Source organism: Pseudomonas sp. ADAK13 (assembly GCF_012935715.1).
Taxonomy (GTDB): Bacteria; Pseudomonadota; Gammaproteobacteria; order Pseudomonadales; family Pseudomonadaceae; genus Aquipseudomonas.
Genome location: NZ_CP052860.1, coordinates 6,711,376 through 6,736,701, shown reverse-complemented (window position 1 = coordinate 6,736,701; position 25,326 = coordinate 6,711,376). Strand labels below are relative to the sequence as shown.

At 62.1% G+C, this 25,326-nt stretch carries 24 protein-coding genes; 11 read left to right on the top strand and 13 right to left on the bottom strand.

From position 1 onward, the window contains the following. Positions 1-70 precede the first annotated feature (70 nt). The 4 genes from HKK54_RS31140 (at position 71) to mnmH (ending at position 3,331) form a co-directional block, all read left to right on the top strand. Entirely contained in the window at positions 71-334 is a 264-nt protein-coding gene (locus HKK54_RS31140) for a hypothetical protein (protein ID WP_010172306.1), read from the top strand. 28 nt (positions 335-362) lie between these two features. Continuing rightward, complete coding sequence (locus HKK54_RS31135) at positions 363-1,109, top strand: TerC family protein (protein ID WP_010172304.1); 747 nt, start codon at positions 363-365, stop codon at positions 1,107-1,109. A gap of 84 nt (positions 1,110-1,193) precedes the next feature. Continuing rightward, positions 1,194-2,228: a selenide, water dikinase SelD gene (gene selD / locus HKK54_RS31130; protein ID WP_169388973.1), complete on the top strand. Its 1,035-nt coding sequence runs from the start codon at positions 1,194-1,196 to the stop codon at positions 2,226-2,228. Next, the gene (gene mnmH / locus HKK54_RS31125; protein ID WP_169388972.1) at positions 2,228-3,331 is read left to right on the top strand and encodes a tRNA 2-selenouridine(34) synthase MnmH; all 1,104 of its coding nucleotides are present in this window, start codon (positions 2,228-2,230) and stop codon (positions 3,329-3,331) included. Before selD ends, mnmH begins: the two co-directional genes overlap by 1 nt. A gap of 118 nt (positions 3,332-3,449) precedes the next feature. Here the strand turns inward: mnmH and HKK54_RS31120 are convergent, their stop codons facing one another. Continuing rightward, on the bottom strand, positions 3,450-4,505 hold the full coding sequence (locus HKK54_RS31120) for a permease (protein ID WP_169388971.1): 1,056 nt from the start codon (positions 4,503-4,505) through the stop codon (positions 3,450-3,452). A gap of 50 nt (positions 4,506-4,555) precedes the next feature. Continuing rightward, complete coding sequence (locus HKK54_RS31115) at positions 4,556-5,257, bottom strand: histidine phosphatase family protein (RefSeq protein ID WP_169388970.1); 702 nt, start codon at positions 5,255-5,257, stop codon at positions 4,556-4,558. A gap of 242 nt (positions 5,258-5,499) precedes the next feature. On the opposite strand from HKK54_RS31115, the gene HKK54_RS31110 reads away from it, so the two are divergent. The 3 genes from HKK54_RS31110 (at position 5,500) to hemB (ending at position 8,146) form a co-directional block, all read left to right on the top strand. Next, the gene (locus HKK54_RS31110; RefSeq protein WP_169388969.1) at positions 5,500-6,198 is read left to right on the top strand and encodes a glutathione S-transferase N-terminal domain-containing protein; all 699 of its coding nucleotides are present in this window, start codon (positions 5,500-5,502) and stop codon (positions 6,196-6,198) included. Positions 6,199-6,206: 8 nt separating this feature from the next. Further along, the gene (locus tag HKK54_RS31105; protein ID WP_169388968.1) at positions 6,207-7,049 is read left to right on the top strand and encodes a PhzF family phenazine biosynthesis protein; all 843 of its coding nucleotides are present in this window, start codon (positions 6,207-6,209) and stop codon (positions 7,047-7,049) included. 122 nt (positions 7,050-7,171) lie between these two features. Next, positions 7,172-8,146, top strand: a complete 975-nt coding sequence (gene hemB, locus HKK54_RS31100) for a porphobilinogen synthase (RefSeq protein WP_010172281.1) — start codon at positions 7,172-7,174, stop codon at positions 8,144-8,146. 63 nt (positions 8,147-8,209) lie between these two features. On the opposite strand, the gene HKK54_RS31095 is transcribed toward hemB, so the two are convergent. Then, positions 8,210-8,824, bottom strand: a complete 615-nt coding sequence (locus HKK54_RS31095; protein WP_010172279.1) for a LysE family translocator — start codon at positions 8,822-8,824, stop codon at positions 8,210-8,212. A 146-nt stretch (positions 8,825-8,970) separates the two neighbouring features. Between HKK54_RS31095 and HKK54_RS31090 the strand changes: the two genes are divergently transcribed. Together HKK54_RS31090 and HKK54_RS31085 are read left to right on the top strand one after the other, a co-directional pair. Continuing rightward, positions 8,971-10,056 (top strand): DUF1615 domain-containing protein, encoded by a 1,086-nt coding sequence (locus HKK54_RS31090; RefSeq protein WP_169388967.1) that lies wholly within the window; start codon positions 8,971-8,973, stop codon positions 10,054-10,056. 92 nt (positions 10,057-10,148) lie between these two features. Then, complete coding sequence (locus HKK54_RS31085) at positions 10,149-10,568, top strand: PaaI family thioesterase (RefSeq protein WP_010172275.1); 420 nt, start codon at positions 10,149-10,151, stop codon at positions 10,566-10,568. A gap of 178 nt (positions 10,569-10,746) precedes the next feature. Here HKK54_RS31085 and HKK54_RS31080 read toward each other — a convergent pair whose 3' ends face one another. From HKK54_RS31080 to HKK54_RS31070, 3 genes are read right to left on the bottom strand one after another with little or no spacing between them, the layout of a single operon-like run. Beyond that, positions 10,747-11,928 (bottom strand): acetyl-CoA C-acetyltransferase, encoded by a 1,182-nt coding sequence (locus HKK54_RS31080; RefSeq protein ID WP_169388966.1) that lies wholly within the window; start codon positions 11,926-11,928, stop codon positions 10,747-10,749. An 11-nt stretch (positions 11,929-11,939) separates the two neighbouring features. Continuing rightward, positions 11,940-12,599 (bottom strand): CoA transferase subunit B, encoded by a 660-nt coding sequence (locus HKK54_RS31075; protein WP_010172271.1) that lies wholly within the window; start codon positions 12,597-12,599, stop codon positions 11,940-11,942. A 31-nt stretch (positions 12,600-12,630) separates the two neighbouring features. Continuing rightward, a complete protein-coding gene (locus HKK54_RS31070) occupies positions 12,631-13,329 on the bottom strand; it encodes a CoA transferase subunit A (protein ID WP_008435892.1) in 699 nt (232 codons plus the stop codon). Between the two features lie 133 nt (positions 13,330-13,462). Between HKK54_RS31070 and HKK54_RS31065 the strand changes: the two genes are divergently transcribed. Then, the gene (locus HKK54_RS31065; protein ID WP_169388965.1) at positions 13,463-14,371 is read left to right on the top strand and encodes a LysR family transcriptional regulator; all 909 of its coding nucleotides are present in this window, start codon (positions 13,463-13,465) and stop codon (positions 14,369-14,371) included. Between the two features lie 63 nt (positions 14,372-14,434). Here the strand turns inward: HKK54_RS31065 and HKK54_RS31060 are convergent, their stop codons facing one another. The 6 genes from HKK54_RS31060 to HKK54_RS31035 all read right to left on the bottom strand — a co-directional run bounded on the left by HKK54_RS31060 (position 14,435) and on the right by HKK54_RS31035 (position 22,384). Next, the gene (locus tag HKK54_RS31060; protein WP_003211618.1) at positions 14,435-14,764 is read right to left on the bottom strand and encodes a hypothetical protein; all 330 of its coding nucleotides are present in this window, start codon (positions 14,762-14,764) and stop codon (positions 14,435-14,437) included. A gap of 679 nt (positions 14,765-15,443) precedes the next feature. Continuing rightward, positions 15,444-16,292: an NAD-dependent protein deacetylase gene (locus HKK54_RS31055; protein ID WP_169388964.1), complete on the bottom strand. Its 849-nt coding sequence runs from the start codon at positions 16,290-16,292 to the stop codon at positions 15,444-15,446. 14 nt (positions 16,293-16,306) lie between these two features. Continuing rightward, complete coding sequence (locus HKK54_RS31050) at positions 16,307-16,747, bottom strand: CBS domain-containing protein (protein ID WP_010172262.1); 441 nt, start codon at positions 16,745-16,747, stop codon at positions 16,307-16,309. A gap of 134 nt (positions 16,748-16,881) precedes the next feature. Further along, a complete protein-coding gene (locus HKK54_RS31045; RefSeq protein WP_169388963.1) occupies positions 16,882-18,831 on the bottom strand; it encodes a DNA topoisomerase III in 1,950 nt (649 codons plus the stop codon). 132 nt (positions 18,832-18,963) lie between these two features. Then, the gene (locus HKK54_RS31040; RefSeq protein ID WP_010172258.1) at positions 18,964-20,586 is read right to left on the bottom strand and encodes an MFS transporter; all 1,623 of its coding nucleotides are present in this window, start codon (positions 20,584-20,586) and stop codon (positions 18,964-18,966) included. 157 nt (positions 20,587-20,743) lie between these two features. Continuing rightward, entirely contained in the window at positions 20,744-22,384 is a 1,641-nt protein-coding gene (locus HKK54_RS31035) for a GMC family oxidoreductase (RefSeq protein ID WP_169388962.1), read from the bottom strand. 130 nt (positions 22,385-22,514) lie between these two features. On the opposite strand from HKK54_RS31035, the gene HKK54_RS31030 reads away from it, so the two are divergent. Beyond that, entirely contained in the window at positions 22,515-23,405 is an 891-nt protein-coding gene (locus HKK54_RS31030) for a LysR family transcriptional regulator (RefSeq protein WP_010172253.1), read from the top strand. Here the strand turns inward: HKK54_RS31030 and HKK54_RS31025 are convergent. Then, on the bottom strand, positions 23,402-25,261 hold the full coding sequence (locus HKK54_RS31025) for a DUF3857 domain-containing transglutaminase family protein (RefSeq protein ID WP_169388961.1): 1,860 nt from the start codon (positions 25,259-25,261) through the stop codon (positions 23,402-23,404). The two genes, HKK54_RS31030 and HKK54_RS31025, sit on opposite strands and share 4 nt — an antisense overlap. Positions 25,262-25,326 lie beyond the last annotated feature (65 nt).

Sequence of the window (25,326 nt, the reverse complement as noted above, 5' to 3'; positions counted from 1 at the left end):
CGCCTGCATAGAATGCGTCGCTATCGAGGGGCCACTACTTGGACCCAACGGTTCTAACGAGGAACGCATCATGAAACTCAATTCCCTGGGCGCAACGGCGTTGCTTGCGCTTTCATTAGTCATGCTCAGTGGCTGTGACCAAGCGGAAAAAAGCGCGCAACAACTGCTGGGTAAAGCCACCGAGTCGGCCAAGCAAGTGATTGACGACACCCACCAGGCTGCCGAACAGGCATTGAGCGACGCGACCAAGGGCTTGATCGCGCCGCCGGAAGGCAAGCAGGACAAGGAGGAACAGGAAGGCAACAGACCTGAGTCCACCTCGCAAGAAACCTAATACCGGCACATCACACCAGGACTGACCTATGGATTACCTTTTACAACTGGCCGCCAGCCCGACCGCGTGGATCGCACTGGCCACCCTGATCGTCATGGAGATCGTGCTGGGGATCGACAACCTGATCTTTATCTCGATTCTCACCAACAAGTTGCCGCTGAAGCACCGGGCCAAGGCCCGCCGCATCGGCATCAGCATGGCATTGATCCTGCGTCTGGGCCTGTTGAGCACCATTGCCTTCATCGTGCAGCTGACCGAGCCGGTCATCGACATCCTGGGGCAGTCGTTCTCCTGGAAGGACATGATCCTGATCGCCGGTGGCCTGTTCCTGGTGTGGAAGGCGACCACCGAGATCCATCACAGCATGGACCCTGAAAAGGAGCACGTGGACACCGGTGCGCCGAGCGTGACCCTGGGCTTCGCTTCGGCGATTGGCCAGATCCTGCTGCTGGACATGGTGTTTTCCATCGACAGCATCATCACCGCCGTGGGCATGACCGAGCACTTGCCGATCATGATCATTGCCGTGGTGGTCTCGGTCATCGTGATGCTGGTGGCGGCCGAGCCGTTGGCCAAGTTCATCAACGACAACCCGACGATTGTGATGTTGGCCCTGGGCTTCCTCATCATGATCGGTATGACGCTGATCGCCGAAGGTTTTGGCGCCCATGTGCCAAAAGGCTACGTGTATGCGGCCATGGCGTTCTCGGCGGCTATCGAGTGCCTGAACATGATGCGACGCAACCGGCATAAACGGCTGGCTGCCAAGCACTAAGGGCTGAACCAAAAGGCCGACTGCATGCAGTCGGCCTTTTGCTGTCTGTTAGACTCCCGCCACTTGACGCCTTGAGGGACACCCATGAACGAGCCGATTCGCCTGACCCAGTACAGCCATGGTGCTGGTTGCGGTTGCAAGATCTCACCTCAGGTGCTGGAAGTGATCCTCGCCGGCAGTGGCGCACAGAACCTCGACCCCAAGCTGTGGGTAGGTAACGCGTCGCGCGATGACGCCGCCGTGTATGCCATCGACGACGAGCGCGGTGTGGTTTCCACCACCGATTTTTTCATGCCGATTGTCGATGATCCCTTCGACTTCGGCCGCATTGCCGCCACCAACGCCATCAGCGATATCTACGCGATGGGCGGCGACCCGCTGATGGCCATCGCCATTCTCGGCTGGCCGGTCAATGTGCTGGCCCCGGAGATTGCCCGGGAAGTGATCCGCGGTGGTCGCTCGGTGTGTGACGCTGCCGGGATTCCCCTGGCCGGCGGCCACTCCATCGACGCCCCCGAGCCGATCTTCGGCCTGGCCGTCACCGGGCTGGTGGAGAAGCGCCACATGAAGCGCAACGACACCGCTATCGCCGGCTGCCAGCTGTACCTGACCAAACCCCTGGGCATCGGCATCCTCACCACCGCTGAAAAGAAGGGCAAGCTGCGCGAGGCGGATGTGGGCCTGGCCCGTGACTGGATGTGCACCCTCAACAAGCCCGGCAGCCGTTTTGGCAAGCTGGCCGGTGTCACGGCCATGACCGATGTCACCGGTTTCGGCCTGTTGGGCCACCTGGTGGAAATGGCCGACGGCAGCCATCTGACCGCCCGCATCGAATACGAAAAAGTCCCACGCCTGCCCGGGGTGGAGTACTACCTGGAGCAGGGCTGCGTACCCGGCGGTACCTTGCGCAACTTCGACAGCTACGCCAGCAAGCTGGGGCGCCTGAACGAACTGCACAAGCGCGTGCTGTGCGACCCGCAGACCAGCGGCGGCCTGCTGGTGGCGGTCACCGCCGAAGGCAATGCGGAATTCCTCGCCGTGGCGGCGGAACTGGGCCTGAACCTTGAGCCGATCGGCGAGCTGGTTGAGCGACAGACCAACGCGGTAGAGGTGTTCTGATGCCTGTCGACATCACCGATTACCGCGACATCTTTCTCAACGACCGGCCGATGATGGATACCCGGGCGCCGGTCGAATTCATCAAGGGCGCCTTTCCCGGCGTGATCAACCTGCCGTTGATGACCGACGATGAGCGCCAACGAGTGGGCACCTGTTACAAGCAGCAGGGCCAGCAAGCGGCGATCGTCCTTGGCCACGAGCTGGTGTCGGGGGCGATCAAGGCCGAACGTATCGAGCACTGGGCACGCTTTGCCCGGGCCAATCCTGACGGGGTGCTGTACTGCTTTCGCGGCGGGCTGCGCTCGCAGATCGTCCAGCAATGGCTGAAAACCGAGGCGGGTATCGACTACCCGCGGGTGGGGGGTGGCTACAAGGCCATGCGAACCTTCCTGCTCGATACCGTTGAAAAGGCCACCGCTCAGTGCGACTTCGTGTTGCTGGGCGGCATGACCGGCACCGGCAAGACCGAAGTGCTTGGCCAATTGAGCAACGCCCTGGACCTGGAAGGCCACGCCAATCACCGCGGTTCCAGTTTTGGCAAACGCGCTACCGCACAACCCTCCAACATCGACTTCGAAAACCGCCTGGCGGTGGACCTGCTGAAAAAACGTGCCGCCGGTATCGAACAGTTCGTGGTCGAGGATGAGAGCCGCATGATCGGCAGTTGTGCGCTGCCATTGCCCTTGCACAAGGGCATGCAGGGCTTCCCGATGGTCTGGCTGGAAGACAGCGTTGAAGGCCGTGTGGAGCGTATCCTGCAGGATTACGTGGTGGACCTCTGCGCCGAATTCATCGCCGTATTTGGCGACGCCGGCCAAGACGTGTTTGCCGAGCGCCTGACCCAGAGCCTGGGCAATATCCACAAGCGCCTGGGCGGTGAGCGGTTTGCGCGGTTGCACGCGATCATGCAGGACGCCCTGGCGGAACAGGCCCGCAGCGGTGCGGTGGATTTGCATCGAGGTTGGATCGAAGGGCTGTTGCGTGAGTATTACGACCCGATGTATGCGTTCCAGCGGGAGAGCAAAGGGGCGCGTATCGAGTTTGCCGGGGAGCAGGGCGCAGTACTGGAGTACCTGCGTGAGAGGGCTGCTCGGCGGGAGTAATGGGTTGGTTTACCGGCCCCTTCGCGCTCCCACAGGAGACCGCGTTTATCCTGTAGGAATGCGGTCAAAATGTGGGAGCGGGCTTGCTCGCGAAGAGGCCCTCAACCTCACCCAATAACTACAGGATAAACGCCCCGATCAGCCCGCACACCACGCCCATCAGCATGGTCAGGCCGGCCACGGTCACCAGCACCCGCGCATCGAAATCCTTGCGCAGCATCAGCAGCGACGGCAGGCTCACGCTCGGCAGGGTCATCAGCAAGGCCACCGCCGGGCCGGTGCCCATGCCGAGGGTCATCATGGTTTGCACAATGGGGATTTCAGCGGCGGTCGGGATCACAAACAGCGTGCCGACAATCGCCAGTGGCACCAGCCACACCAGGCTGTTGGCCATCGCGCCGTCAACGTGGGGAAACAGCCAGACCCGCGCCGCGCCCAGGACCAGCACCGCCAGGATGTACACCGGAATCGTGCTCCAGAACAGCTGCCACAAGGTGCGCAGCCAGCGGCTCAGGAACGGTTCGGTCTCGCTCTGGCTGGCTTGGGTCACGGCGTCCAGCGCAGCTTCCGGCACTTGCTCCGGCCGCGCGATGCGCTGCGCCACCAGCGACACGCCCACCACCAGCACGACACCGGCCACCAGCCGCAACGCGGTAAAGCCCCAGCCCAGCACGAAGCCCATGAACACCAGTGTCGCCGGGTTCAGCACCGGGTTGGCGATCCAGAACGCCAGCGCCGCGCCGACCGACACGTTTTGCCGACGCATACCGGCGGCCACCGGTGCGGCGCAGCAACTGCACATCATCCCCGGCAACGCGAACAGGCCTCCACGCAGGGTGGAGCCCAGCCCGGCGCGCCCAAACAGAGGCAGCAGCCAGTCCCGCGGGATCAGTACCTGCAGCAATGAACCGAGGATGACCGCCAGCACGGCGGCTTTCCAGATCGCCAGGAAATACACCTGGGCATAGGCCAGCGCGGCAGCCAGCGGTGAGCTTTGCTGATCGTTGAGAATCGAGGCGCCGATACTGTGGTTATCCGCCGCGATAAACGCCTTGGCGTAGTAGGGCGACCATTTCACGTAGTAGAGGCCGATACAGGCCACCAGCAGGAACAGGGCTGGTTTCCACCAGAAGGACCAGCCCCGGGCGGGCTGGGTGGAGGCGAGGTTGGACATGTGGATGATCCGCAGGTGAGTCAATAGCGCCGCATCATACGCTGTGGAACTCAGATCTCCGCACTGACCTGTGTTGCATCCGGGCACGTCTGCTGGCCGTTATCCAGGCCTTGCTTGTAGTTACGGCTGAGCAGGCTGGCCTTGCCGTTGTGCCAGGTGAGCGTCAGCACGTACAAGGTATCGAAATCGTTGCCGGACCAATCGTCGGTAATGACGTGTTTTTCGCCGACGGCCTCACTCGCCACCTTGTTGATCAGGTCCGGCAGGTAGCCGTGGGACCAGGCGGTGTAGATGACGGCGTTGTGGTACTTGTCTTCCACCAACTCGTCCGCGAGGGCACTGGTGTCATTGGCCGAGAATTTGATGTTCACCGGCAACCCGAGTTTGATGGCGCTGGGGCTGATGGTCATCAAGGGGCGGATATAACTGTAGGAGTTGTCTTTCTCGCCTTCCTCGACATTACGGGTCGGGTTGGGCGCGAACACGAAATTGGCCTTGCCGAATTTTTCGGGCAGGACGGTGGCCAGGTTCATCGCGCGGTTCAGGCCCTGGCAGTTGAGCTGGCCGAGGCCTCCGACGGGTTTTTCGGCGTGGCGCAGGAAGACCAGGGTTTGCACGCCGTCGACCTGTTGGGCGCGGCTGATTCTGGATTCGAGGGTAAGGCCGACAGCGGTGCCTACCAGCAATACCGGCAGCATGATGTAGGCGTAGCGTTTAAGGCGTTTCGCAAGGCACAGAGGCTTGATATTCATGATGGTTCTAAGTCTCGGTGCGGGGAATCAGGGCGAACAAGCCCAGCCAGCGGGCGCTTTCTAAGAGTGCGCCCAGGCAGTTTGGTTCGTTTCTCAGGGGAGATGGGGCGGCATCCTTGCCGTTTGCAGGAGATTAACCGGCTGATGTTGCGGATTTAAGACGGATGCAGGACGCGCATCGAGCCACTACTATCAGGGTTTTTATCAGGGCCTGTTTCAAGGCGCTTATCAGGAGTTTCACGATGAACTCACTTTCCGACTTCCCCATCACCGCCAAATGGCCGGCCCGGCATCCCGAGCGCCTGCAGCTCTACTCGTTCCCGACGCCCAACGGGGTCAAGGTGTCGATCATGCTGGAGGAGCTGGGGCTGCCCTACGAGGCACACAAGGTCAGCTTCGAGACCCAGGACCAGCTCTCCGTCGAATTTCTGTCGCTTAACCCCAACAACAAGATCCCGGCGATTATCGACCCCAATGGCCCGGGCGGCCAGGCGCTGGGGTTGTTCGAGTCGGGGGCGATTCTGATCTACCTCGCCGAGAAGAGTGGCGAGTTGCTGCCCGAAGACCCGGCCATGCGCTATGAGACGATCCAGTGGCTGATGTTCCAGATGGCCGGTATCGGGCCGATGTTCGGCCAGGTGGGGTTCTTCAACAAATTCGCCGGTGCGGCCTACGAGGATAAACGTCCGCGTGACCGCTACGTGGCCGAGTCGCGCCGCCTGTTGGAGGTACTGGAGAAACGCCTGCTGGGCCGCACCTGGATCATGGGCGACGAATACAGCATCGCCGACATCGCCACTTTCCCGTGGGTTCGCAACCTGATTGGCTTCTATGAGTCCGGCGACCTGGTGGGCATTGCCGACTTCCCGAACGTACTGCGGGCACTGGACGGGTTCGTCGCCCGGCCAGCGGTGATCCGTGGCTTGAACATCCCTGCATAAGGACCCGCATGCCTTCCTTCGACTTCAAACAGCTGGACGTTTTCAGCAGCGTGGCCCTCAAGGGCAACCCGTTGGCCGTGGTGCTGGGCGCCGACAGCCTGAGTGACCAGCAAATGGCGGATTTCGCCAAGTGGACCAACCTCAGCGAAACCACGTTTTTGCTCAAGCCTCGTGATCCTCGGGCCGACTATCGCGTAAGGATTTTCACCACCCTGCAGGAACTGCCGTTCGCCGGTCATCCGACCCTTGGCAGTTGCCATGCCTGGCTGCAGGCCGGTGGGCAGCCCGCTGGCGAGGAGATCATCCAGGAGTGTGAAATTGGCCTGGTGCGCATCCGCCGCCAGGGCGATGAGCTGGCGTTTATCGCGCCACCGCTGCTGCGCTCCGGCCCGCTGGAGAGCGAGTTGATTGAGCGCGTGCGGCGGGGGTTGGGCCTTGAACCCGGAGCGATTTTGCGTAGCCAGTGGGTGGATAACGGTGCGGGCTGGCTGGCGGTAATGCTGGAGGACCGCGAGCAGGTACTGGCGCTGCGTCCGGACTACTCGCAATTGCTGGGGTTGGCCGTGGGCGTGATCGCGCCGTGGGACCCCGCGCGGGACGGTAATGAGGGGCAATTTGAAGTGCGTGCCTTTATTGCAGGCGACGGTGCGCCGGAGGACCCGGCCACCGGCAGCCTAAATGCCGGCGTCGCCCAGTGGCTGCTGGGCGAAGGCCTGGCGCCGAGCCGCTATGTGGTCAGCCAGGGCACCGCCATGGGCCGCGCCGGGCGCATCCGCGTGGAGCGCAGCGGCGAGGAAATCTGGATCGGCGGCGCAGTGGCGCTGTGCATTGAAGGGCGACTACAGCTCTAGATCAATGCAATTGTTACCGGGCCTGCAATAAACTGTTCCGCACTTGGCGTTTGTGCTCGGCGGTGCACGAGGCATAAGCTTTCGCCCCAACGATTTTTGGCCTGCCTTTTTCAGGAGCATCAATGTCCAGCCAGTTCCCCGAAGCCCGTCCACGCCGCCTGCGCCGCTCCCCGGAGTTGCGTGGCCTGTTCCAGGAAACCGAATTCACCCTCAATGACCTGGTGCTGCCGATCTTCGTTGAAGAAGAAATCGACGACTTCGTGCCGATCACCAGCATGCCCGGGGTGCAGCGCATTCCCGAGTCGAAGCTGGCCGGCGAGATCGAACGCTATGCCAATGCCGGGATCAAGTCGGTGATGACTTTCGGCGTGTCCCACCACCTGGACGCCTCGGGCAGCGACACCTGGCAAGAACGTGGCCTGGTGTCGCGCATGTCCTCGATCATCAAGGACGCGGTGCCGGAGATGATCGTGATGTCCGACACCTGCTTCTGCGAATACACCGACCACGGTCATTGCGGCGTGATGCACGGCGCCGAGGTCGACAACGACCGCACCCTGGTCAACCTTGGCAAACAAGCCGTGGCCGCCGCCCGTGCCGGTGCCGATGTGATCGCGCCGTCCGCCGCGATGGACGGGCAGGTCCAGGCCATCCGTCGGGCTTTGGATGAAGCAGGTTTCAGCCATATTCCGATCATGGCCTACTCGACCAAATTCGCCTCAGCCCTCTATGGCCCGTTCCGCGAAGCGGGCGGCAGCGCGCTCAAGGGCGACCGCAAGAGCTACCAAATGAACCCGATGAACCGCCGCGAAGCGGTGCGTGAATCGTTGCTGGATGAGCAGGAAGGCGCGGACGCGCTGATGGTCAAGCCGGCGGGCGCGTACCTGGACATCATCCGCGACATCCGCGAAGCCTCGCGCTTGCCGGTGGCGGCGTACCAGGTGAGCGGTGAGTACGCGATGATCAAATTCGGTGCCCAGGCGGGCGCCATCGATGAAGCCCGCGTGGTCCGGGAAACCCTGGGCTCGATCAAGCGCGCCGGTGCGGACCTGATCTTCACCTACTTTGCGATGGACCTGGCACTGGCCGGGATCTGAGTAACCTGTGGCGAGGGAGCAAGCTCCCTCGCCACAAAAAGCCGATATCTGCTGCCCGGTGACTTACCGCTGTGCAAACGCCAGGTTCAGCCCCAACCCCGCAAACGTCGCCGCAAAACTGCGGCGCAGCCAGTTCTGTACGCGTGGCGACTCGATCACCGCACGGCGGAACACGTTGGCCAGCAGGCCATAAATCACAAACACCGCAAACGTCATTGCCATGAACACACTGCTCAGCAACAGCATTTGCAAGGCCGGTGCGCTTGCGCCCGGGGTGACGAACTGCGGCAGGAACGCGAGGAAGAAGATCGTCAGCTTGGGATTCAGGATATTCAGCAACAGGCCCCGTACCATCAGGCTGCGGGCGCTGGAAATCGTCGGTGTGTCGTTCATGGCAAAGGCCGATCGGTCCCGCCAGGTGGCGTAGGCGAGGTACAGCAAGTAGGCGGCGCCAGCATACTTCAGGGCTTCGAACGCCAAGGCGCTGGTGTGCAGCAGGGCCGACAGGCCAAGTACCGAGGCCAGCAAGTGCGGGACAATCCCTGCGGTGCAGCCCAGCGCCGCGAATACGCTGGCGCGCTTGCCAGCGGTAAGGCCCGTGGACACGGTGAAGATCACGCCGGTGCCCGGAATCAGCACGACGATCAGGCAGGTGATGAGGAAGTTCAGGCTGAGCATGGCATTCAAACTCCTTGTAGGAACGACGGGTGCCTGATCCTTTCATGTTCTGCATTTATTGGCGAGTGCAGCAGGTCGGCGAACCCCGGTTAGACTTATCGGTCGATATCTGCCAAGACTGTCCCATCGTCGCCCAAGGAAGCCCCATGCATTCATCCCGCCTGATCCTGTGCCTCACCACCTTGCTGGTGCTGGCTGGCTGCTCCAGCCACCGCACCGAGCAATTGCCCGAGCGCAGCGAAGCCGAGGTGAAGGCGCAGATCGTGCGGCTGATGCCCACCAGTGTGTCGGACCGCAACGGCTGGGCCCAGGACATCTACACCGCCTTCAACACGCAGAACATCTACCCCGGCACCGAAAACATCTGCGCGGTGCTGGCCGTGACCGAGCAGGAGTCCACCTATCAGGTCGACCCGCCGGTGCCGAACATGGGCAAGATCGCCCAGGACGAAATCCTGCGCCGCGCCGCTAAAGTCCACGTGCCGGCGGTGCTGGTGCGCACGGCGCTGCAACTGCGCTCGCCCACGGGCAAGTCCTACGCCGAGCGCCTGAGTGCTGCGCGTACCGAGAGGGACCTGAGTGGGATCTTTGACGACTTCATCAGCGTCGTGCCGCTGGGCAATACCTTGTTTGGCGGTTTCAACCCGGTGCACACCGCCGGGCCGATGCAGGTCAGCATCGACTTTGCACAGAAGCAGGCCCGGGATTATCCCTACACCGTGGATGGCAGCATCCGTCGGGAAGTGTTTACTCGCCGAGGTGGCATGTACTTTGGCATCACCCATTTGCTGGGCTACCCGGTGCACTATGACCAGATGCTGTACCGCTTCGCCGACTTCAACGCCGGTTGGTACGCCAGCCGTAATGCGGCATTCCAGGCAGCGGTCAGTCGGGTCTCGGGCACCACGCTGGCGCTGGACGGTGACCTGATCAACTACGGCTCGTTCCTGCCAGGCACCACCGAACTGGCAGTACGCTCCCTGGGCAAGGCACTGGACATGCGCAACCCGAGCATCCGCAGTCAGCTGGAGCAGGGCGAGCGCCTGGATTTTGAAGACACCACCCTGTACCAGCGTGTGTTTGCCCTGGCCGACAAGGCCGCCGGCAAACCGGTGCCGCGGGCAATCCTGCCGGGCATCGTGCTGAAAAGCCCGAAGATTACCCGCAACCTGACCACGGCCTGGTTCGCCAAGCGCGTGGATGAGCGTTATCAGCGCTGTATGAAGCGATAGGCTTATCGTAAGGGATTTGCGGCTCTGATCTTGGTGGCCGAGGGGGGGAGCGTGAGTTACACATGACGTTTGATCCCAAGGAAGACTCCGCCATGACCGCCCATGCCATCCCTGAAGGTTTTACCGCGCTGCGTCGCAGCAGCCCATTGCTGGATTTGCTGGGGCCGGTTTACTGCCGGGGCGAAGGGCTGCAATTGGAGATCGGCCTGCGCGCCGACAACCGCCACGCCAACGGGCGTGGCACCGTGCATGGTGGCGTGTTGGCCACCCTGGCGGATGTGGGCATGGGTTACGCCATGGCATTTTCCAGCGAACCGCCGTTGCCATTGATTACCGCGAGCATGACCCTGGATTACCTGGGCGCCGTGCAGGTGGGCGAATGGATCGAGGTGCGGCTGGAGCATCACAAGCGCGGGCGGCAGATGGCGTTTGCCACGGTCAGTGTGCAGGTGGGGGAGAAGGTGGTGGTACGCGCGAACGCGGTGTTCGCGGTGCCCCAGGCGCGGGACTGACCGATCGCAGTCCTGTGGCGAGGGGGCTTGTCCCCCGTTGGGCCGCGCAGCGGCCCCTAAAACCCGCGATGAAGTTCTACCTGAACCACCAAGGTCAATGTAGTGGGGCTGCTACGCAGCCCAACGGGGGACAAGCCCCCTCGCCACAGCCGGGCCTTCTCCCTGTTGCTCTTGGAAATCAGCTGCGCTCAAGCGCTAGCGCTACACCCTGACCACCACCGATGCACAGGGTGGCCAAGCCTTTCTTCGCGTCACGCTTGATCATTTCATGCAGCAGGGTCACCAGCACGCGGCAGCCTGACGCGCCAATCGGGTGGCCGATGGCAATCGCGCCGCCATTGACGTTGACCTTGGCTGCATCCCATTCCAGCTCTTTGCCCACCGCCAGTGACTGTGCGGCAAAGGCTTCGTTGGCTTCGATCAGGTCCAGGTCGCCCAGGCTCCAGCCGGCTTTGTCCAGGCAGCGGCGGGTGGCCGATACCGGGCCAATGCCCATGATTGCAGGGTCGACACCGGCGTTGGCGTAGCTGGCGATGCGTGCCAGTACCGGGAGGCCCAGGGCCTTGGCCTTGGCGGCACTCATCAGCAGCACGGCGGCCGCGCCGTCGTTGAGGCTGGACGCATTGCCAGCGGTCACGGTGCCGTCTTTCTTGAAGGCCGGCTTGAGCTTGGCCAGGGCTTCGGCGGTGGTGCCGGCGCGTGGCTGTTCGTCCACCGCGAAGGCAATCGGGTCGCCCTTGCGCTGGGGAATCAGGATCGGCGTGATCTCATCGCTGAAACGCCCGGCTTCAATGGCTGCCGTGGCTTTTTGCTGGGAGGCGGCGGCGAAGGCGTCCTGGGCTTCACGGCTGATGCCGTACTTGTCCACCAGGTTCTCGGCGGTGATGCCCATGTGGTAGTCGTTGAACGCATCCCACAGGCCATCGGTGATCATGCTGTCGATCATCTTGGCGTGGCCCATGCGCAGGCCGGTGCGGGCGGCCGGCAATACGTACGGTGCCAGGCTCATGTTCTCCATGCCGCCGGCGATGATCACCTCGGCGTCGCCACAACGGATCGCTTGCGCGCCGAGGTGCAGGGCCTTGAGGCCCGAGCCGCAGACCTTGTTCAGGGTCAGGGCCGGTACGGCGTGGGGCAGGCCGGCGAGGATCGACGCCTGGCGGGCCGGGTTCTGGCCGCTGCCTGCGGTGAGCACCTGGCCAAGGATCACTTCATCCACCAGCGCTGGGTCGATGCCGGTCTGCTCCAGCAGGCGACGGATCACTGCGGCGCCCAGCTCCGGGGCCGGGATGCTCGCCAGCGAACCTTGAAAGCTGCCCACGGCGGTGCGGGTGGCAGCAACAATCACGACGTCTTGCATGGAATCTGTCCTCACTGGAAGTGCATTTCTGGAACGTGGTCCGGGACGATCAGTTTACCGGCTGTCTTGCTGACGATCTCTTCAACACTGACGCCAGGTGCGCGTTCCTTGAGGACAAAAGCGCCATCTTCGATTTCCAGGTAGGCCAGGTCCGTCAGCACGCGCTTGATGCAATTGGCGCCGGTCAGCGGCAGGCTGCAGCGGCTGAGCAACTTGGATTCACCGTCCTTGGAGGCGTGGGTCATGATCACGATGATGTTCTCGGCACCGGCCACCAGGTCCATCGCGCCGCCCATGCCCTTGACCAGCTTGCCGGGAATCATCCACGAGGCGATGTTGCCTTGCACGTCGACTTCGAAGGCACCGAGCACGGTCAGGTCGACGTGGCCGCCACGAATCATCGCGAAGGATTCGGCCGAGGAGAAAATCGATGCGCCAATGCGTGCAGTGACGGTCTGTTTGCCGGCGTTGATCATGTCGGCGTCGATGGTTTCTTCCGTCGGGAACGGACCCATGCCCAGCAGGCCGTTTTCCGACTGGAGCATCACTTCCATGCCTTCGGGGATGTAGTTGGCCACCAGGGTCGGGATGCCGATACCGAGGTTGACGTAGAAACCGTCCTGCATTTCGCGGGCGACGCGTTGAGCCATTTGTTCGCGGGTAAGAGCCATTGCTTGTCTCCTTATTATTTGGGCTGGTGGATTATTTGCGGAGGGTGCGCTGTTCGATGCGCTTCTCGAAGGTGCCGCAAATGATCCGGTCGACGTAGATCCCTGGGGTGTGGATATGCGCCGGGTCCAGCTCGCCCGGTTCGACGATTTCTTCGACTTCGACCACGGTGATCCTGCCGGCGGTGGCCGCCAGCGGGTTGAAGTTCTGGGCGGTGTGGCGGTAGATCACGTTGCCGAAGTGGTCGGCTTTCCAGCCTTTGACGATGGCGAAGTCACCGGTGATGGACTCTTCCATCAGGTACGGGCGGCCGTTGAATTCACGGGTTTCCTTGCCTTCGGCGACGGGCGTGCCCACGCCGGTGGCGGTGAAGAAGGCCGGAATGCCGGCACCGCCTGCGCGCAGTTTTTCGGCGAGGGTGCCTTGGGGGGTGAGGACCACTTCGATTTCGCCGCTGAGCAGTTGCTTCTCGAACAGCGCGTTCTCACCGACGTAGGAGGCGAAGACCTTGCTGATCTGCTTGCCTTCCAGCAGCAGCCCCAGGCCGAAGCCGTCAACGCCGCAGTTGTTGGAAACCACGGTCAGGTTGCGGGTGCCTTTGCGCTTGATTTCGGCAATGAGGTTTTCCGGGATGCCACACAGGCCAAAGCCACCGGCCAGAACCGTCATGCCGTCTTCCAGGCCTGCCAGCGCCTCTTCATAGGACGCTACGCGTTTATCGAAACCTGCCATATGCACCTCTTTTATTGTTTGTGGGCCAGCCATATGAGCCGAGTGTTGCGCCGACGGATTGATTTGTTAAGTTGTTTTTTAAGGTTGATTGATTTAAAAAACAGCACAGTCGCCAGCCGTTGGGAGAAGCTTCATGACAGTTAAACAGATGCGTGCCTTTCTTGCCGTGGCCCAGACCCTCAGTTTTGCGGCGGCCTGTGAGCGCCTGCATCTTTCCCAGTCGGCCTTGAGCCTGACCATCAAAGGCCTGGAAGAGGGCCTCGGCGGGCGCTTGTTCAGCCGCAATACGCGCAATGTTGCGCTGACCCCCGAAGGCGAATCCCTGTTGCCCCTGGCCCGGCGCCTGATCGCCGATTGGGACAATGCCGAGGATGAGTTGCGCCAGCGTTTCACCTTGCAGCGCGGGCGGGTGACGGTGGCGGCAATGCCGTCGTTTGCGGGCAATTTGCTGCCGCCAATCCTGAAGATTTTCCGGGCGCGCTATCCCCAGGTGAATGTCACGGTGAATGACGTGATCAACGAACAGGTCCTGGAGATGGTCCGGGATCGCCAGGTGGAGTTGGGCGTGGCGTTTGAGCCTTCGGAAAGCGCTTCGCTGGCGTTTACGCCGCTGTATGTAGACCGCTTTGTGGCGGTCGTGCCCGGTGACTCGCCGTTGGCGCGCAGGTCTGATATCGACTGGCAAACCCTGCTCGAACAACCGTTTATCACGTTGCAGCGACCGTCCACGGTGCGGGTGATGCTGGAAGAACACCTCAAGGCACGGGAGATGAAGCTGCCCGTGGCGCTGGAGAGCCATCAATTGGCGACGGTGGGCAAGATGGTCGCCAGTGGGTTGGGCGTGAGTGCGGTGCCGGCGTTGTGCGCGCGGCAAATGCAGGAGGCGGGCGCCCACTGCATCACGTTGAGCGAACCGGTGATTGAACGACCGATTGGTGTATTGACCAAGCCGGGGCACGAACTTTCGGCGGCGGCCCAGGCCATGTTTGATATTTTTCGGGATGAAGCGGGGAAGGGGCGTTTTCCGGCGTTGTTGCAATAACGACCGACAATAAAAAAGCCTGCTCGTTTAAGCGAGCAGGCTTAAGTGATAAGTGCGTAGTTATCAGCAGTATCTGTCGATCACTTTAACTTGCGAATGGCCTTTGAGGTTCTGCCACTCGGTATTAAGTGTATGAAAGACCTGCTCGATAAAGTTGCGATCGGCGGCGGCTTTCTTGCCGACATAACCCTGGCCGCGGCGGTACATCTTCAGGCGCGCTGCCAGTTCACGGTTATTCCTGTCGAACTCTTCTTCCACGGTGTGGGGCGCCAGGCAGTCAATATGGACCTGGCCCGATTTACCAATCCAGAGGATATGGTCGTCGAGCGTGTCTTTCTGCGCTGCGAACATCTCAGCCAATTCATCGATAGTTGGTTGGTTGTTCAGATTCATGTGTAAGCCCCTTGACCAGTTGGCGATCTTTAGTTGATCCGTTAAAACTACTAAGTTGTCTCCGGCTCAGAAAACCGGGCGTCAGCGACTGTCTGCCGAATACGGGCAGGGTCTTGAACCTGATGCATGTAGTCTTGCTGATGACCTGCTACGCAATGGTTTCATAACGAAGACAAGCAGCGTTTGAGCTCCTTGTACCGATCCTTTCGGGCCGGTCAGCTTCATCAATCTGCCTTGTGGGCAGTGCACATCCGGGAAAAACAGCTCGGCGGTCAGACGAGCTTGTTCAAAACGCTTGTTACCAACGCTCCCGATCCGGGAGACGCTTGAATCATGCAATTACAAAATGGTTACGTCAACGATTATGTAGTGATTATTTTTGAGCACTACATAAATCCTTGCAGGGCGGGGCTGAAGCCGGAAACCGTGACTTGGGCGTCATTTTTTGTGCGGGTTGGTCGAGGGGTTTGGTGGTTCTTAGTGGCGAGGGAGCTTGCTGTGGTGAGGGGGCTTGTCACCTGTTGGGCTGGGCAGCGGCCCTAAGAAAAGCGGGAGCGCTGCGCACTCCAACGGGGGGCAAGCCCCCTCACCACAGGCAAGCCCCCTCACCACAGACAAGCCCCCTTACCACAGACAAGCTCCCTCACCACAGACAACTCCTCTCACCAGGGGGGGCGTGTTAGCCCAGGCGTTCTACCAGCAGAGGCAACAAACGCTCGCAGGAGGCTTCGATCTTCAGCTGCAGCAACTCATCGCCCCGGGTCTTGCCCAGGTTGATGGCAATCACCGGCTTACCCTGCTCAACCATCGCCTTGCACAGGCGAAACGCTGAATAAGCCATCAACGACGATCCCACCACCAACAGTCCTTCAGCGTCGTTCACGGCCGCCATCGCCTTGGCTGCGGTGCCCTGGGCGACGTTCTCGCCGAAAAACACCACGTCCGGCTTCAGCCGTTGCCCGCCGCAGTGCGGGCAGCGGGGCACCTGAAAGCGCCCTTCAAAGGCCGGGTCCAGCAAGGTATCGCCGTCTGGCGCCTGGACCGCGTCCACTCCCGCCAGGTAGGGATTTTCGGTCTCCATTTGATGCTGGATCAGATCCCGCTCGCTGGTTTGCTGGCAATCCAGGCACAGCACCCGGTGCAGGCTGCCGTGGAGTTCGATCACATCATGGCTGCCAGCCTGGTCGTGCAGGGTGTCGACGTTCTGCGTGATCAGCCCGGTAATGCGCTGGCGCTGCTGCAAGGTAGCCAGGGCGATGTGCGCGGCGTTCGGCTGCGCGATACGCACCCTCGGCCAGCCGAGCATCGCCCGGGCCCAGTAGCGGCGGCGTGCCTCCGGGGTGGCCAGAAACTCCTGGTACATCATCGGCGCCTTGCCCCGGCGCACACCTTCGCTGTCGCGGTAATCGGGAATGCCCGACGAGGTGCTGATACCCGCACCGGTGAGCACCAGGAAGCGTCGTTCGGCCATGGCCCGGTGCAGGCTGTCGAGGTGGTCATCGACCGGATGTTGCAGGGTATCGAGCATGGGGTCCCCAATGATTATTCGCCGCGAATGTACTGCTCCAGCTGTTTGATCAGGTCGGCCTGTTCGGCAATGGCTTCCTTGACCAGGTCGCCGATGGACAGCAAGCCAAGCAGCTCGCCGTTCTCCACCACAGGCAGGTGCCGCAGATGTCGGTCAGTCATGATAGTCATGCAGGTCTCGACAGTTTGGTGAGTGTCGACGGTGATCACCGGTGAATTCATGATCTCGTGGGCTTTGGTTGCCACCGAGGACAATCCATGGAGGATGACCTTACGGGCGTAGTCTCGTTCGCTGATGATGCCCACCACCTTCCCGTCCTGGAGCACCGGCAGGGCCCCGACGTTTTTCGACGCCATCACGATAAGCGCCTCGAACACCGTATGGTCGTGGGGGATGGTATGGACTTGCTGGTTTTGCTGGTCTTTGGACTTTAACACTTGGGCAACGGTTTTCATGGAGGCCACTCCGGTGTTGTTATTGTTGGGAGGTTAGCAGTCCCTACAGAATCCTAGACGGCTCACGGCAGGGCAAGGTCCAAAGCGGCGTATATCTGCTCGAAAAACGTCATTGTCGCGACTTTTACTGCGTGTCACCCCTTGTTTGCCGGTTTTGCCGCGCGTTTCGGGCTGGCGGCGGTCTTACGCTTGGCCGGCTTGCGCTTGTTTTTCCACGGTGTGGCGCCCCGTCCTGCCGGGCTGGCGGGGCCACTGATGGTCAGGCGCATGCCGGTGCAGCGGGTGACCTGTTTGCTCATCCACGCCGCCTGTTTGGCGACGAACTCTTCCAGGCTCATCTCACCGCTTTGCACCATGTCCAGCGCCTGTTCCCAGATAGCCGTGGTGCCGGGATCGGCGATTGCCCGTGGTACCGCATCGATCAGGCTGAACGCGGCAGGGGTTGCCGACAGCGCCTTGCCGTTTTTCACCAGGTAACCGCGATCCAGCAGGCCCTGGATGATCCCGGCCCGGGTGGCTTCGGTGCCGATCCCGGTGGTGTCCTTGAGTTTTTGCTTGAGCAGCGGGTCTTCCACCAGTTTGGCGACGTTTTTCATTGCCTTGATCAGGTCACCCTCAGTGAAGGGCTTGGGTGGCTGGGTCCACAGGTCCTTGAGGTTGACCTTGGCCACGGCGTAGTCCTGGCCTTGAACCAGTTTCGGCAAGGGCTGCGGCGCAGGCGCTTCGCGGCCCTTGGCCGGCGCCAGCGCTTCCGGCAAGGCGCGTTTCCAACCGGGCTCGACGATGACCTTACCGACAGCCCGCAAGGCTTCACCGGCGCAGTCGAAGTCTGCCTGGGTGCGGTCGTATTCGTGGTTGGGCAGGAACTGCGCGAGGTAGCGGGCACGAATCAGGGTGTACACGGCGCGATGCTTCCCCGTCAGTTGCCCGAGGTCCTTGCCCGCGCCGGTGGGGATGATGCCGTGGTGAGCGCTGACCTTGGCGTCGTTCCAGGCCCGGGAGCGACGCGTAGGGTCCATGTGCGGCATCAACGCGTTGACTGCCGGGTCGGCGCGACCCAGCGCCGCGAGAATGTTCGGCGCGTCGCCGTGCTGGCTCAGTGGCAGGTAGCCGCAATCGCTGCGCGGGTAAGTGATGACCTTGTGGGTTTCGTACAGCGACTGGGCAATATCCAGAGTTTCCTGGGCGCCGAGGCCGAGTTTTTTCGAACAGATTTCCTGCAAGGTGCCGAGGTCGAAGGGCAGGGGCGCGACGTCGCGCATCCGTTCGGTGCGCAGCTTCACCAGCCGCGCACTGGCGGCATTGCCCATGGCGTCGGCTGCGTCCCGGGCGAGTTGCGGATTCAGGCAACGGCCCTGGTCGTCACAGGCATCGTCGGTGGCGCGCCACTGCGCGGTAAAGGTGATGTTGTCGTGGAGCAGGTCCACATCGATGGCCCAATACGCGATGGGTACGAAGTCGGCAATGCTGCGGTCGCGGTCGACCACCAGGCGCAGGGTCGGGGTTTGCACCCGGCCGACCGGCAACACCCCCTGATAACCGGATTGACGACCCAGCAGGGTAAACAGCCGGCTCATGTTCATCCCGATCAACCAGTCTGCGCGGGAACGGCCGAGGGCCGAATGGTAGAGGCTGAAGGTTTCGGTGCCGGGCTTCAACGAGGCCAGGGCCTTGCGGATCGACGCGTCATCGAGTGCCGAGAGCCACAGCCGCTGGATAGGACCGCGATAACGGCAATGCTCCACCAGCTCCCGGGCGATCATCTCGCCTTCACGGTCGGCATCCGTGGCGATCACCAGTTCCTGGGCTTCCCCCAGCAGGCGCTTGACTGCCTTGAACTGGCTGGCGGTCTTGGGCTTGACCAGCATTTTCCACTTCTCGGGGATGATCGGCAGGTCAGCCAGCACCCAGCGCTTGTACTTGGCGTCGTAGCTGTCGGGCGGGGCGGTTTCCAGCAGGTGGCCGATGCACCAGGTCACGGTAACGCCTGCACCCAGCCAGCAACCGTCGCCACGCCGGGTCGCGCCGAGCACGGCGGCGATATCCTTGGCCTGGGACGGTTTTTCACAGAGGAACAGCCGCATGGTCACCACATTCGCTACGCAATTGAATGGGGAGCAGGATGCGCAACAGAAGGGAATTGATCAACCTTTATCTGTATGGATGTACAGCAAAAGGTTGCGCTGCCGGTCGGGCGACCGGCAGCGACGGCAGACTCAGTTATTGTCGATATCGACGTTCTTGGTCTCTTTCAGGCAAATCAGCCCCACGATCAGGCTCACCCCGGTGATCACCACCGGGTACCACAGGCCATAGAAGATATCCCCGGTGTACACCACCAGCGCAAATGACACGGTTGGCAGGAAGCCACCGAACCAGCCATTCCCGATGTGGTACGGCAGCGACAACGAGGTGTAGCGGATGCGTGTCGGGAACAGTTCAACCATCAGCGCCGCCAGCGGGCCGTAGCACATGGCGGCGATCAGGATCAGTGCCACGATCAGCACCACCACCATGGTTTTGTTGACCTGCGCCACGTCAGCCGACTGCGGATAGCCCGCCAGGGTCACGGCGCCTTTCAGGGCAGCTTCGTCGTAACCGTCGATACGCACATCACCTACGCTCACCTGCACCGCGCTGCCAGCCGGGGCGGCGGCGCTTTCGTATGGCAGGCCCTGTTTCACCAGGAAGGTCTTGACCTTGTCGCACGGGCTGTCAAAACGCGCCTTGCCCACCGGGTCGAACTGGAAGGTGCAGGTGGCCGGGTCGGCCAGCACGGTGATCGGCGACTGGCGGCTCGCGTGGTCCATCGCCGGGTTGGTGTAGTGCGCCAGGCCCTTGAAGATCGGGAAGTACAACGCGGTGGCCAGCAGCAGGCCGACCATCAACACCGGCTTGCGCCCCAGTTTGTCCGAGAGCCAGCCGAAGAAGATAAAGAACGGCGCACCGATCACCACGCTGATGATCAGCAGCATGTTGGCCAGGGCCGGGTCCATCTTCAGAAACTGCGTGAGGAAGAACAGCACATAAAATTGCGCCGCATAGAACGTCACGGCTTGCCCGGCGTTGATGCTGAACAGCGCAATCAGCACGATCTTGAGGTTTTCCCATTTGCCGAAGGACTCGCGGATTGGCGCCTTGCTGGCCTTGCCTTCCTCTTTCATTTTCAGGAACGCCGGCGACTCGTGCAGGCTCAGGCGGATCCAGGTGGAGATGCCCAGCAGCACGATCGACAGCAGGAACGGCAGGCGCCAGCCCCACACTTCGAATTGGTCTCCGGTGAAGTAACGGCACGCCAGCACCACCAGCAACGACAGCAGCAGGCCGAGGGTCGCGGTGGATTGAATCCAGCTGGTGTGAAAGCCCCGTTTGCCCGCCGGGGCGTGCTCGGCCACGTAGGTGGCTGCGCCGCCGTACTCACCGCCCAGCGCCAGGCCCTGGAGCATGCGCAGCGCCACGAGGATGATCGGGGCGGCGATGCCGATGCTTGAGTAGGTTGGCAGCAGGCCCACGCAGAACGTGGCCAGGCCCATCAGGATGATGGTGGCGAGGAAGGTGTACTTGCGTCCGATCATGTCACCCAGCCGACCGAACACCAGCGCACCGAACGGGCGCACCACAAAACCGGCGGCGAAGGCCATGAGGGCGAAGATAAACGCCGTGGTGTCGTTGACCCCGGCAAAGAACTGCTTGCTGATCACCGCCGCGAGGGCGCCGTAGAGGAAGAAGTCATACCATTCGAACACCGTCCCGAGGGAGGAGGCGAAGATGACTTTCTGTGTGTCGTTGCTCGAGCGTGCGCCGAGCGCCGGGTCCAGGGGTTGAGCGTGTTCTGACATTTGGGTAGCCCTCACAGTGATTATTTATTGTTGTTCCACTGTCGGCGCCGAATCGGCGCCGCTGTTCCCCTGTAGGAGCCGGCTTGCCGGCGATGGCGCTCTCAAGCTGTGCACAACACTTGAAAATGCCATCGCCGGCAAGCCGGGCTCCTACAGGTCAAGCCGGTAAAGTCAGTTCTTTCTCCGGGAGGCTCCTTGTGTTCGGCGAAAGGATTAGCTGCGCGGCTTTTTCCGCGATCATCAGCGTGGGCGAGCAGGTGTTGCCTGAAGTGATGCGGGGCATGACCGACGCGTCGGCGATGCGCAGGCCGGGAACGCCGTGCACCCGCAGTTGAGCGTCGACCACGGCGTCCTGGTCGGTGCCCATGCGGCAGGTGCCCACCGGATGGAAAATCGTGGTGCCAATGCGGGCAGCGGCCTCTTGCAGCTGTTCGTCGGTTTGCAGTTCGGCGCCGGGCAGGTATTCCACCGGGTTGAACTGCTTCAGGGCCGGGGCCGAGACGATGCGCCGGGTCAGGCGGATGGCGTCGGCGGCGACGCGCAGGTCTTCCGGATGGCTGAGGTAGTTGGGGCGAATCAGCGGCGCGTCTGCCGGGTTGGCCGAGCGAATGTCGATGCGGCCGCGGCTTTGCGGGCGCAGGTCACACACCGAGGCGGTGAAGGCCGGGAACCCGTGCAGCGGCTCGCCAAAGCGCTCCAGGGACAGCGGTTGCACGTGGTATTCGAGGTTGGCCGACGTCTGCTCCGGCCCGGAGCGGGCAAACGCGCCCAACTGGCTGGGCGCCATGGACAGCGGGCCGCTGCGGTCGTACAGATAACGCAGGCCCATGCCCATCTTGCCCCATACCGTACCGGCGATCTGGTTCAGGGTGCGCGCGTTTTCCAGCTTGTAGATCAGGCGCAGTTGCAGGTGATCCTGCAGGTTGCCGCCGACGCCGGGCAACTCGTGCAGCACATCGATGCCCAACGGTTTGAGCACGCTGGAAGGGCCGATGCCGGAGCGTTGCAGGATGCCGGGTGAACCCACGGCGCCGGCGCACAGGATGATTTCCTTGCGTGCCCGCCAGGTGACGGGTTGGCCGTGCTGGCGAGCAACCACCGACGTGGCGCGGCCGTTCTCCAGCAGCACGCGGTCGACTTCAACGTCAGTCATCACCGTCAGGTTGGGTCGCTGGCGGACCGGCTTGAGAAACGCCTTGGCCGCGTTCCAGCGCACTCCGGATTTCTGGTTGACCTGGAAATAGCCGCAGCCTTCGTTATCGCCCTGGTTGAAGTCACTGATGCTGTCGATGCCGCTCTGCTGCGCCGCATCGCGAAACGCATCGAGGATCGGCCAGTGCAGGCGCTGCTGCTCAACCCGCCACTCACCGCCGTCACTGTGAAATTCCGAGGCGCCGGCAAAATGGTTTTCGCTTTGCTTGAACAGCGGCAGCACGTCCTTCCAGGCCCAGCCGGGATTGTCTTCGGCCCAGCCGTCGTAGTCCCGGGCCTGGCCGCGCATGTAGATCATGCCGTTGATCGATGAGCAACCGCCCAGCACCTTGCCACGCGGGTAGCTCAGGGCACGGCCTTGCAGGCCTTCCTGGGCTTCGGTCTTGAAGCACCAGTCGGTGCGCGGGTTGCCGATGCAGAACAGGTAGCCGACGGGAATATGGATCCAGGGATAGTTATCGCGACCGCCGGCTTCAAGCAGCAGCACGCGATGGGCAGGGTTGGCGGACAGTCGATTGGCCAGCAGGCAGCCTGCGGGGCCGGCGCCTACTACCACGTAATCGTATTCAGCAGCTGCAATGGGCATCTGAGGTCTCGCTTGTTTTTCTTATTGGCTCCATCCTAGTTGTTAGTTTTCGTCTTAAAAATGTTAGTTTTTACCCAGCTGCTGTGCGTTTTTAGACAGCGATGCTTTCAAGGTGGAGAGCGGAGGCGACATGTTCGACTGGAATGACCTGCGGTTCTTTCTTGAGTTACAGCGTAGCGGACGCTTGCTCACGGCCGCGCAACGCCTGAAAACCACCCACGCCACCGTGGCCCGGCACATCGAGGCCATCGAGAAAAGCCTGGGCACCGCGCTGTTCGTGCAACACGCCCAGGGCTACGAACTCACCCCCTCGGGCGAAGCGCTGCTCAAGCATGCCGAAGCCATGGAAAACGTGGCGCTGCTGGCCGAAGAAGAACTGACCCATTCGGCTGCGCCCCTGGGCAAGATTCGCCTGGGTGTGGCCGAGGGTTTGGGCGTGATGTTCCTTGCCAGCCGCATGGGTGGCCTGTTCGAACGCTACCCGGGCCTGGAGGTGGAGCTGCTGGCGGTGCCACGGTTTGTCAGCATCCTCAACCGCGAAGCAGAAATCAGCATCCACCTGGAACGCCCCAGCGTCGACCAACTGGTGACCCGCAAACTCACCGACTACCGCCTGGCGCTCTACGCCAGCCGCAGCTACCTGGACCGCACGCCGCCGATTGAAAAGCGCGAGGACCTGGCGGTGCACGCCTGGATCGATTACGTCGACGATTTGCTGTTCAGCCAGGAACTGAAATTTCTGAGCAGCTTTTGCCGCAACCCCAAGGTGGTGTTCCACAGCACCAGCGTGATCGCGCAGCACCAGGCAGCGCGTTCGGGATTGGGGATTGCCGTGTTGCCCTGCTTCATGGCCGCCAGCGACCCGGACCTGGTGCCGCTGCTGCCGGGGGAGAGCATCCAGCGCAGCTACTGGATCAGCTCCCGGCGCGAGTTGCACAAGTCGGTAAGGTTGCGGGTGTTGTGGGATTACCTGGTGGAACTGTGCGCGCGGGAGCAGGGGGTTTTGTTGGGTGAGGGTTAGAGCTTCACCACCTGATGCACCTGCTCCCCACAGGCACGGATCTCATTGATCATCTTTTCAAACGGCGCACTGACAATTTCATCGTGGGTCAGCCAGCGTATCTTCTGCGTCAGGACGTAGTGATAACGCCAGTCGCCCTTTACGCGTTCACCCGTCAGGTCCAGGTCGTACCACGGCGAGCGTACCTGGCAGGCCTTGATGTCCTTTTCGATCTGCCCACCCGACAGGGTGATGGTGTAATCCAGCGTCTCGGGGTTGCCTATGTACAAGTCGGCCAGTTGCCCATTGCGGCGGTAGTTGAGCAGCCCGTCCCATTTCTCTTGCAGCACCGCATCGTTGTAGACGTGGTCGTTGCCCAGCGGCTCGAGGGGCCGCATGTCGGTCAGGGTGGCGCTGACCTTGTAGCTGGCCGGGATCAAAAAGGCCGTGGCAGGGCGCTCGACCTGGCAGTCGGTGATCTGTTTGCCGAAGTTATCGCAGATGTTCTGGTCGCTGGCGGTCGCACCTTGCTGGCGGTCGGCGACGCTCAGTTGCATCAGCGGCATGCCGCGAAAATCAACGGTGGCCGAGACGCGGGCGGTGCCATGGGCGTCGAAGCGTTCCTGCTTGTCGAGGATTAGCGTGGCGGCGGCGGGTTGCAGCGGGATGTGTTCTTCACGCACCTGGCCCTGGGCGTTGGTCACGAGCACCCAGCGGTCCTGGATGTCGGGCAGGGTCTGTCCTGGGGCGAAGATCGGGTTGGTCGGGTCCAGCCACCACACCTGGCCATCGACTTCGGCGCGAACGATCGCGTGGTTCGGTGCACCGGTGCCGGGAATCAGCAGCGGGTAAGCCACATCGCCCCGGCTGACCCACGCGGGTTCGGCCTTGATTCCGCTGGCCTTGAGCATGGCCGCCAGCAGCGTCGAAAGGTCTTTGCAGTCGCCATAGCCGTGCTGCTCGATCTCCGCGAGGCTGAAGGGCACATAGCCGCGATCCGAGGCGCGCCAGTCGCCCAGGTAGCGGTAGTGATCGTTGATGTGCTGCATCAGGCCGGCCACTTGTTGCGCGGGCGGCAGGCCGCGAACGGCGGCCACGGCTGCGGCGCCCTGGGGCGGCAGGCTGGCGCCGAGGATCTGGTTGTAGCGTTCGGCGAAACCGCCGAAGTACTGCTGGCGGTCCAGGGAACTGCCGACTTCGATGCGCGGGGCGCGGCGTATGTAGGCGTTGCCGGATTCGTTGATGTAGCTGAGGTAGGTCGGGGCCTTTTGCACCACGTCCAGGGTCTTGCGATTGGCGGATGGCGTAATGCTGAAACCTTCCATCAAATCGCTGCGCCACTCGATGGGCCGCTCGGCGGTGAACCGTGCCTTGAAGCGGTCACGCCGTGCGGCGTTGGGGCCGAACTGCAAGGCGTAGTAGAACTCGGTCATCAGCGGTTTGGCGGGGTGGTGTTCGCGCACTGTGTAGCGGATTTGCGTGCCGACCCGCAGGTTGGGGAACGCCAGCGAGGTCTGTTTTTCCCGGGAGAAACCCTGGTCAGGGTTGGGGGCGGTGCGGGTGTCGATCTGCGTCGCGTCCAGGGGCACCGGTTTGCCACCAGGCTGGGTGGACTCGGCCTTGATCAGCTCGAAGCCGTCCTCTTCCTGGTAGCTGAAGTCGATCCGCGAGAGCATTTCCCGGCCGCTGGGCTTGAGGATGGTGTAGTGGAAGCGGGTGGTGCAGTCGACGCTGGCGTCGCGATTGAAGTGGCAATGCAGCTCGGTGTCGCTGGCCAACGGCGCTTCGGCCATCGGTTGCAGGGCGGCAAACGCGCTGTGGCTGGCAAGCCCCCAGCTGATGCAGATCAGGGGACGGTAAAACGAAAAACGGTGCATGGGCGCCTCAGGTGGAACATTGACACAAGTACCCAACGGGTACCGAGAAGGCGCCAGATGATAAT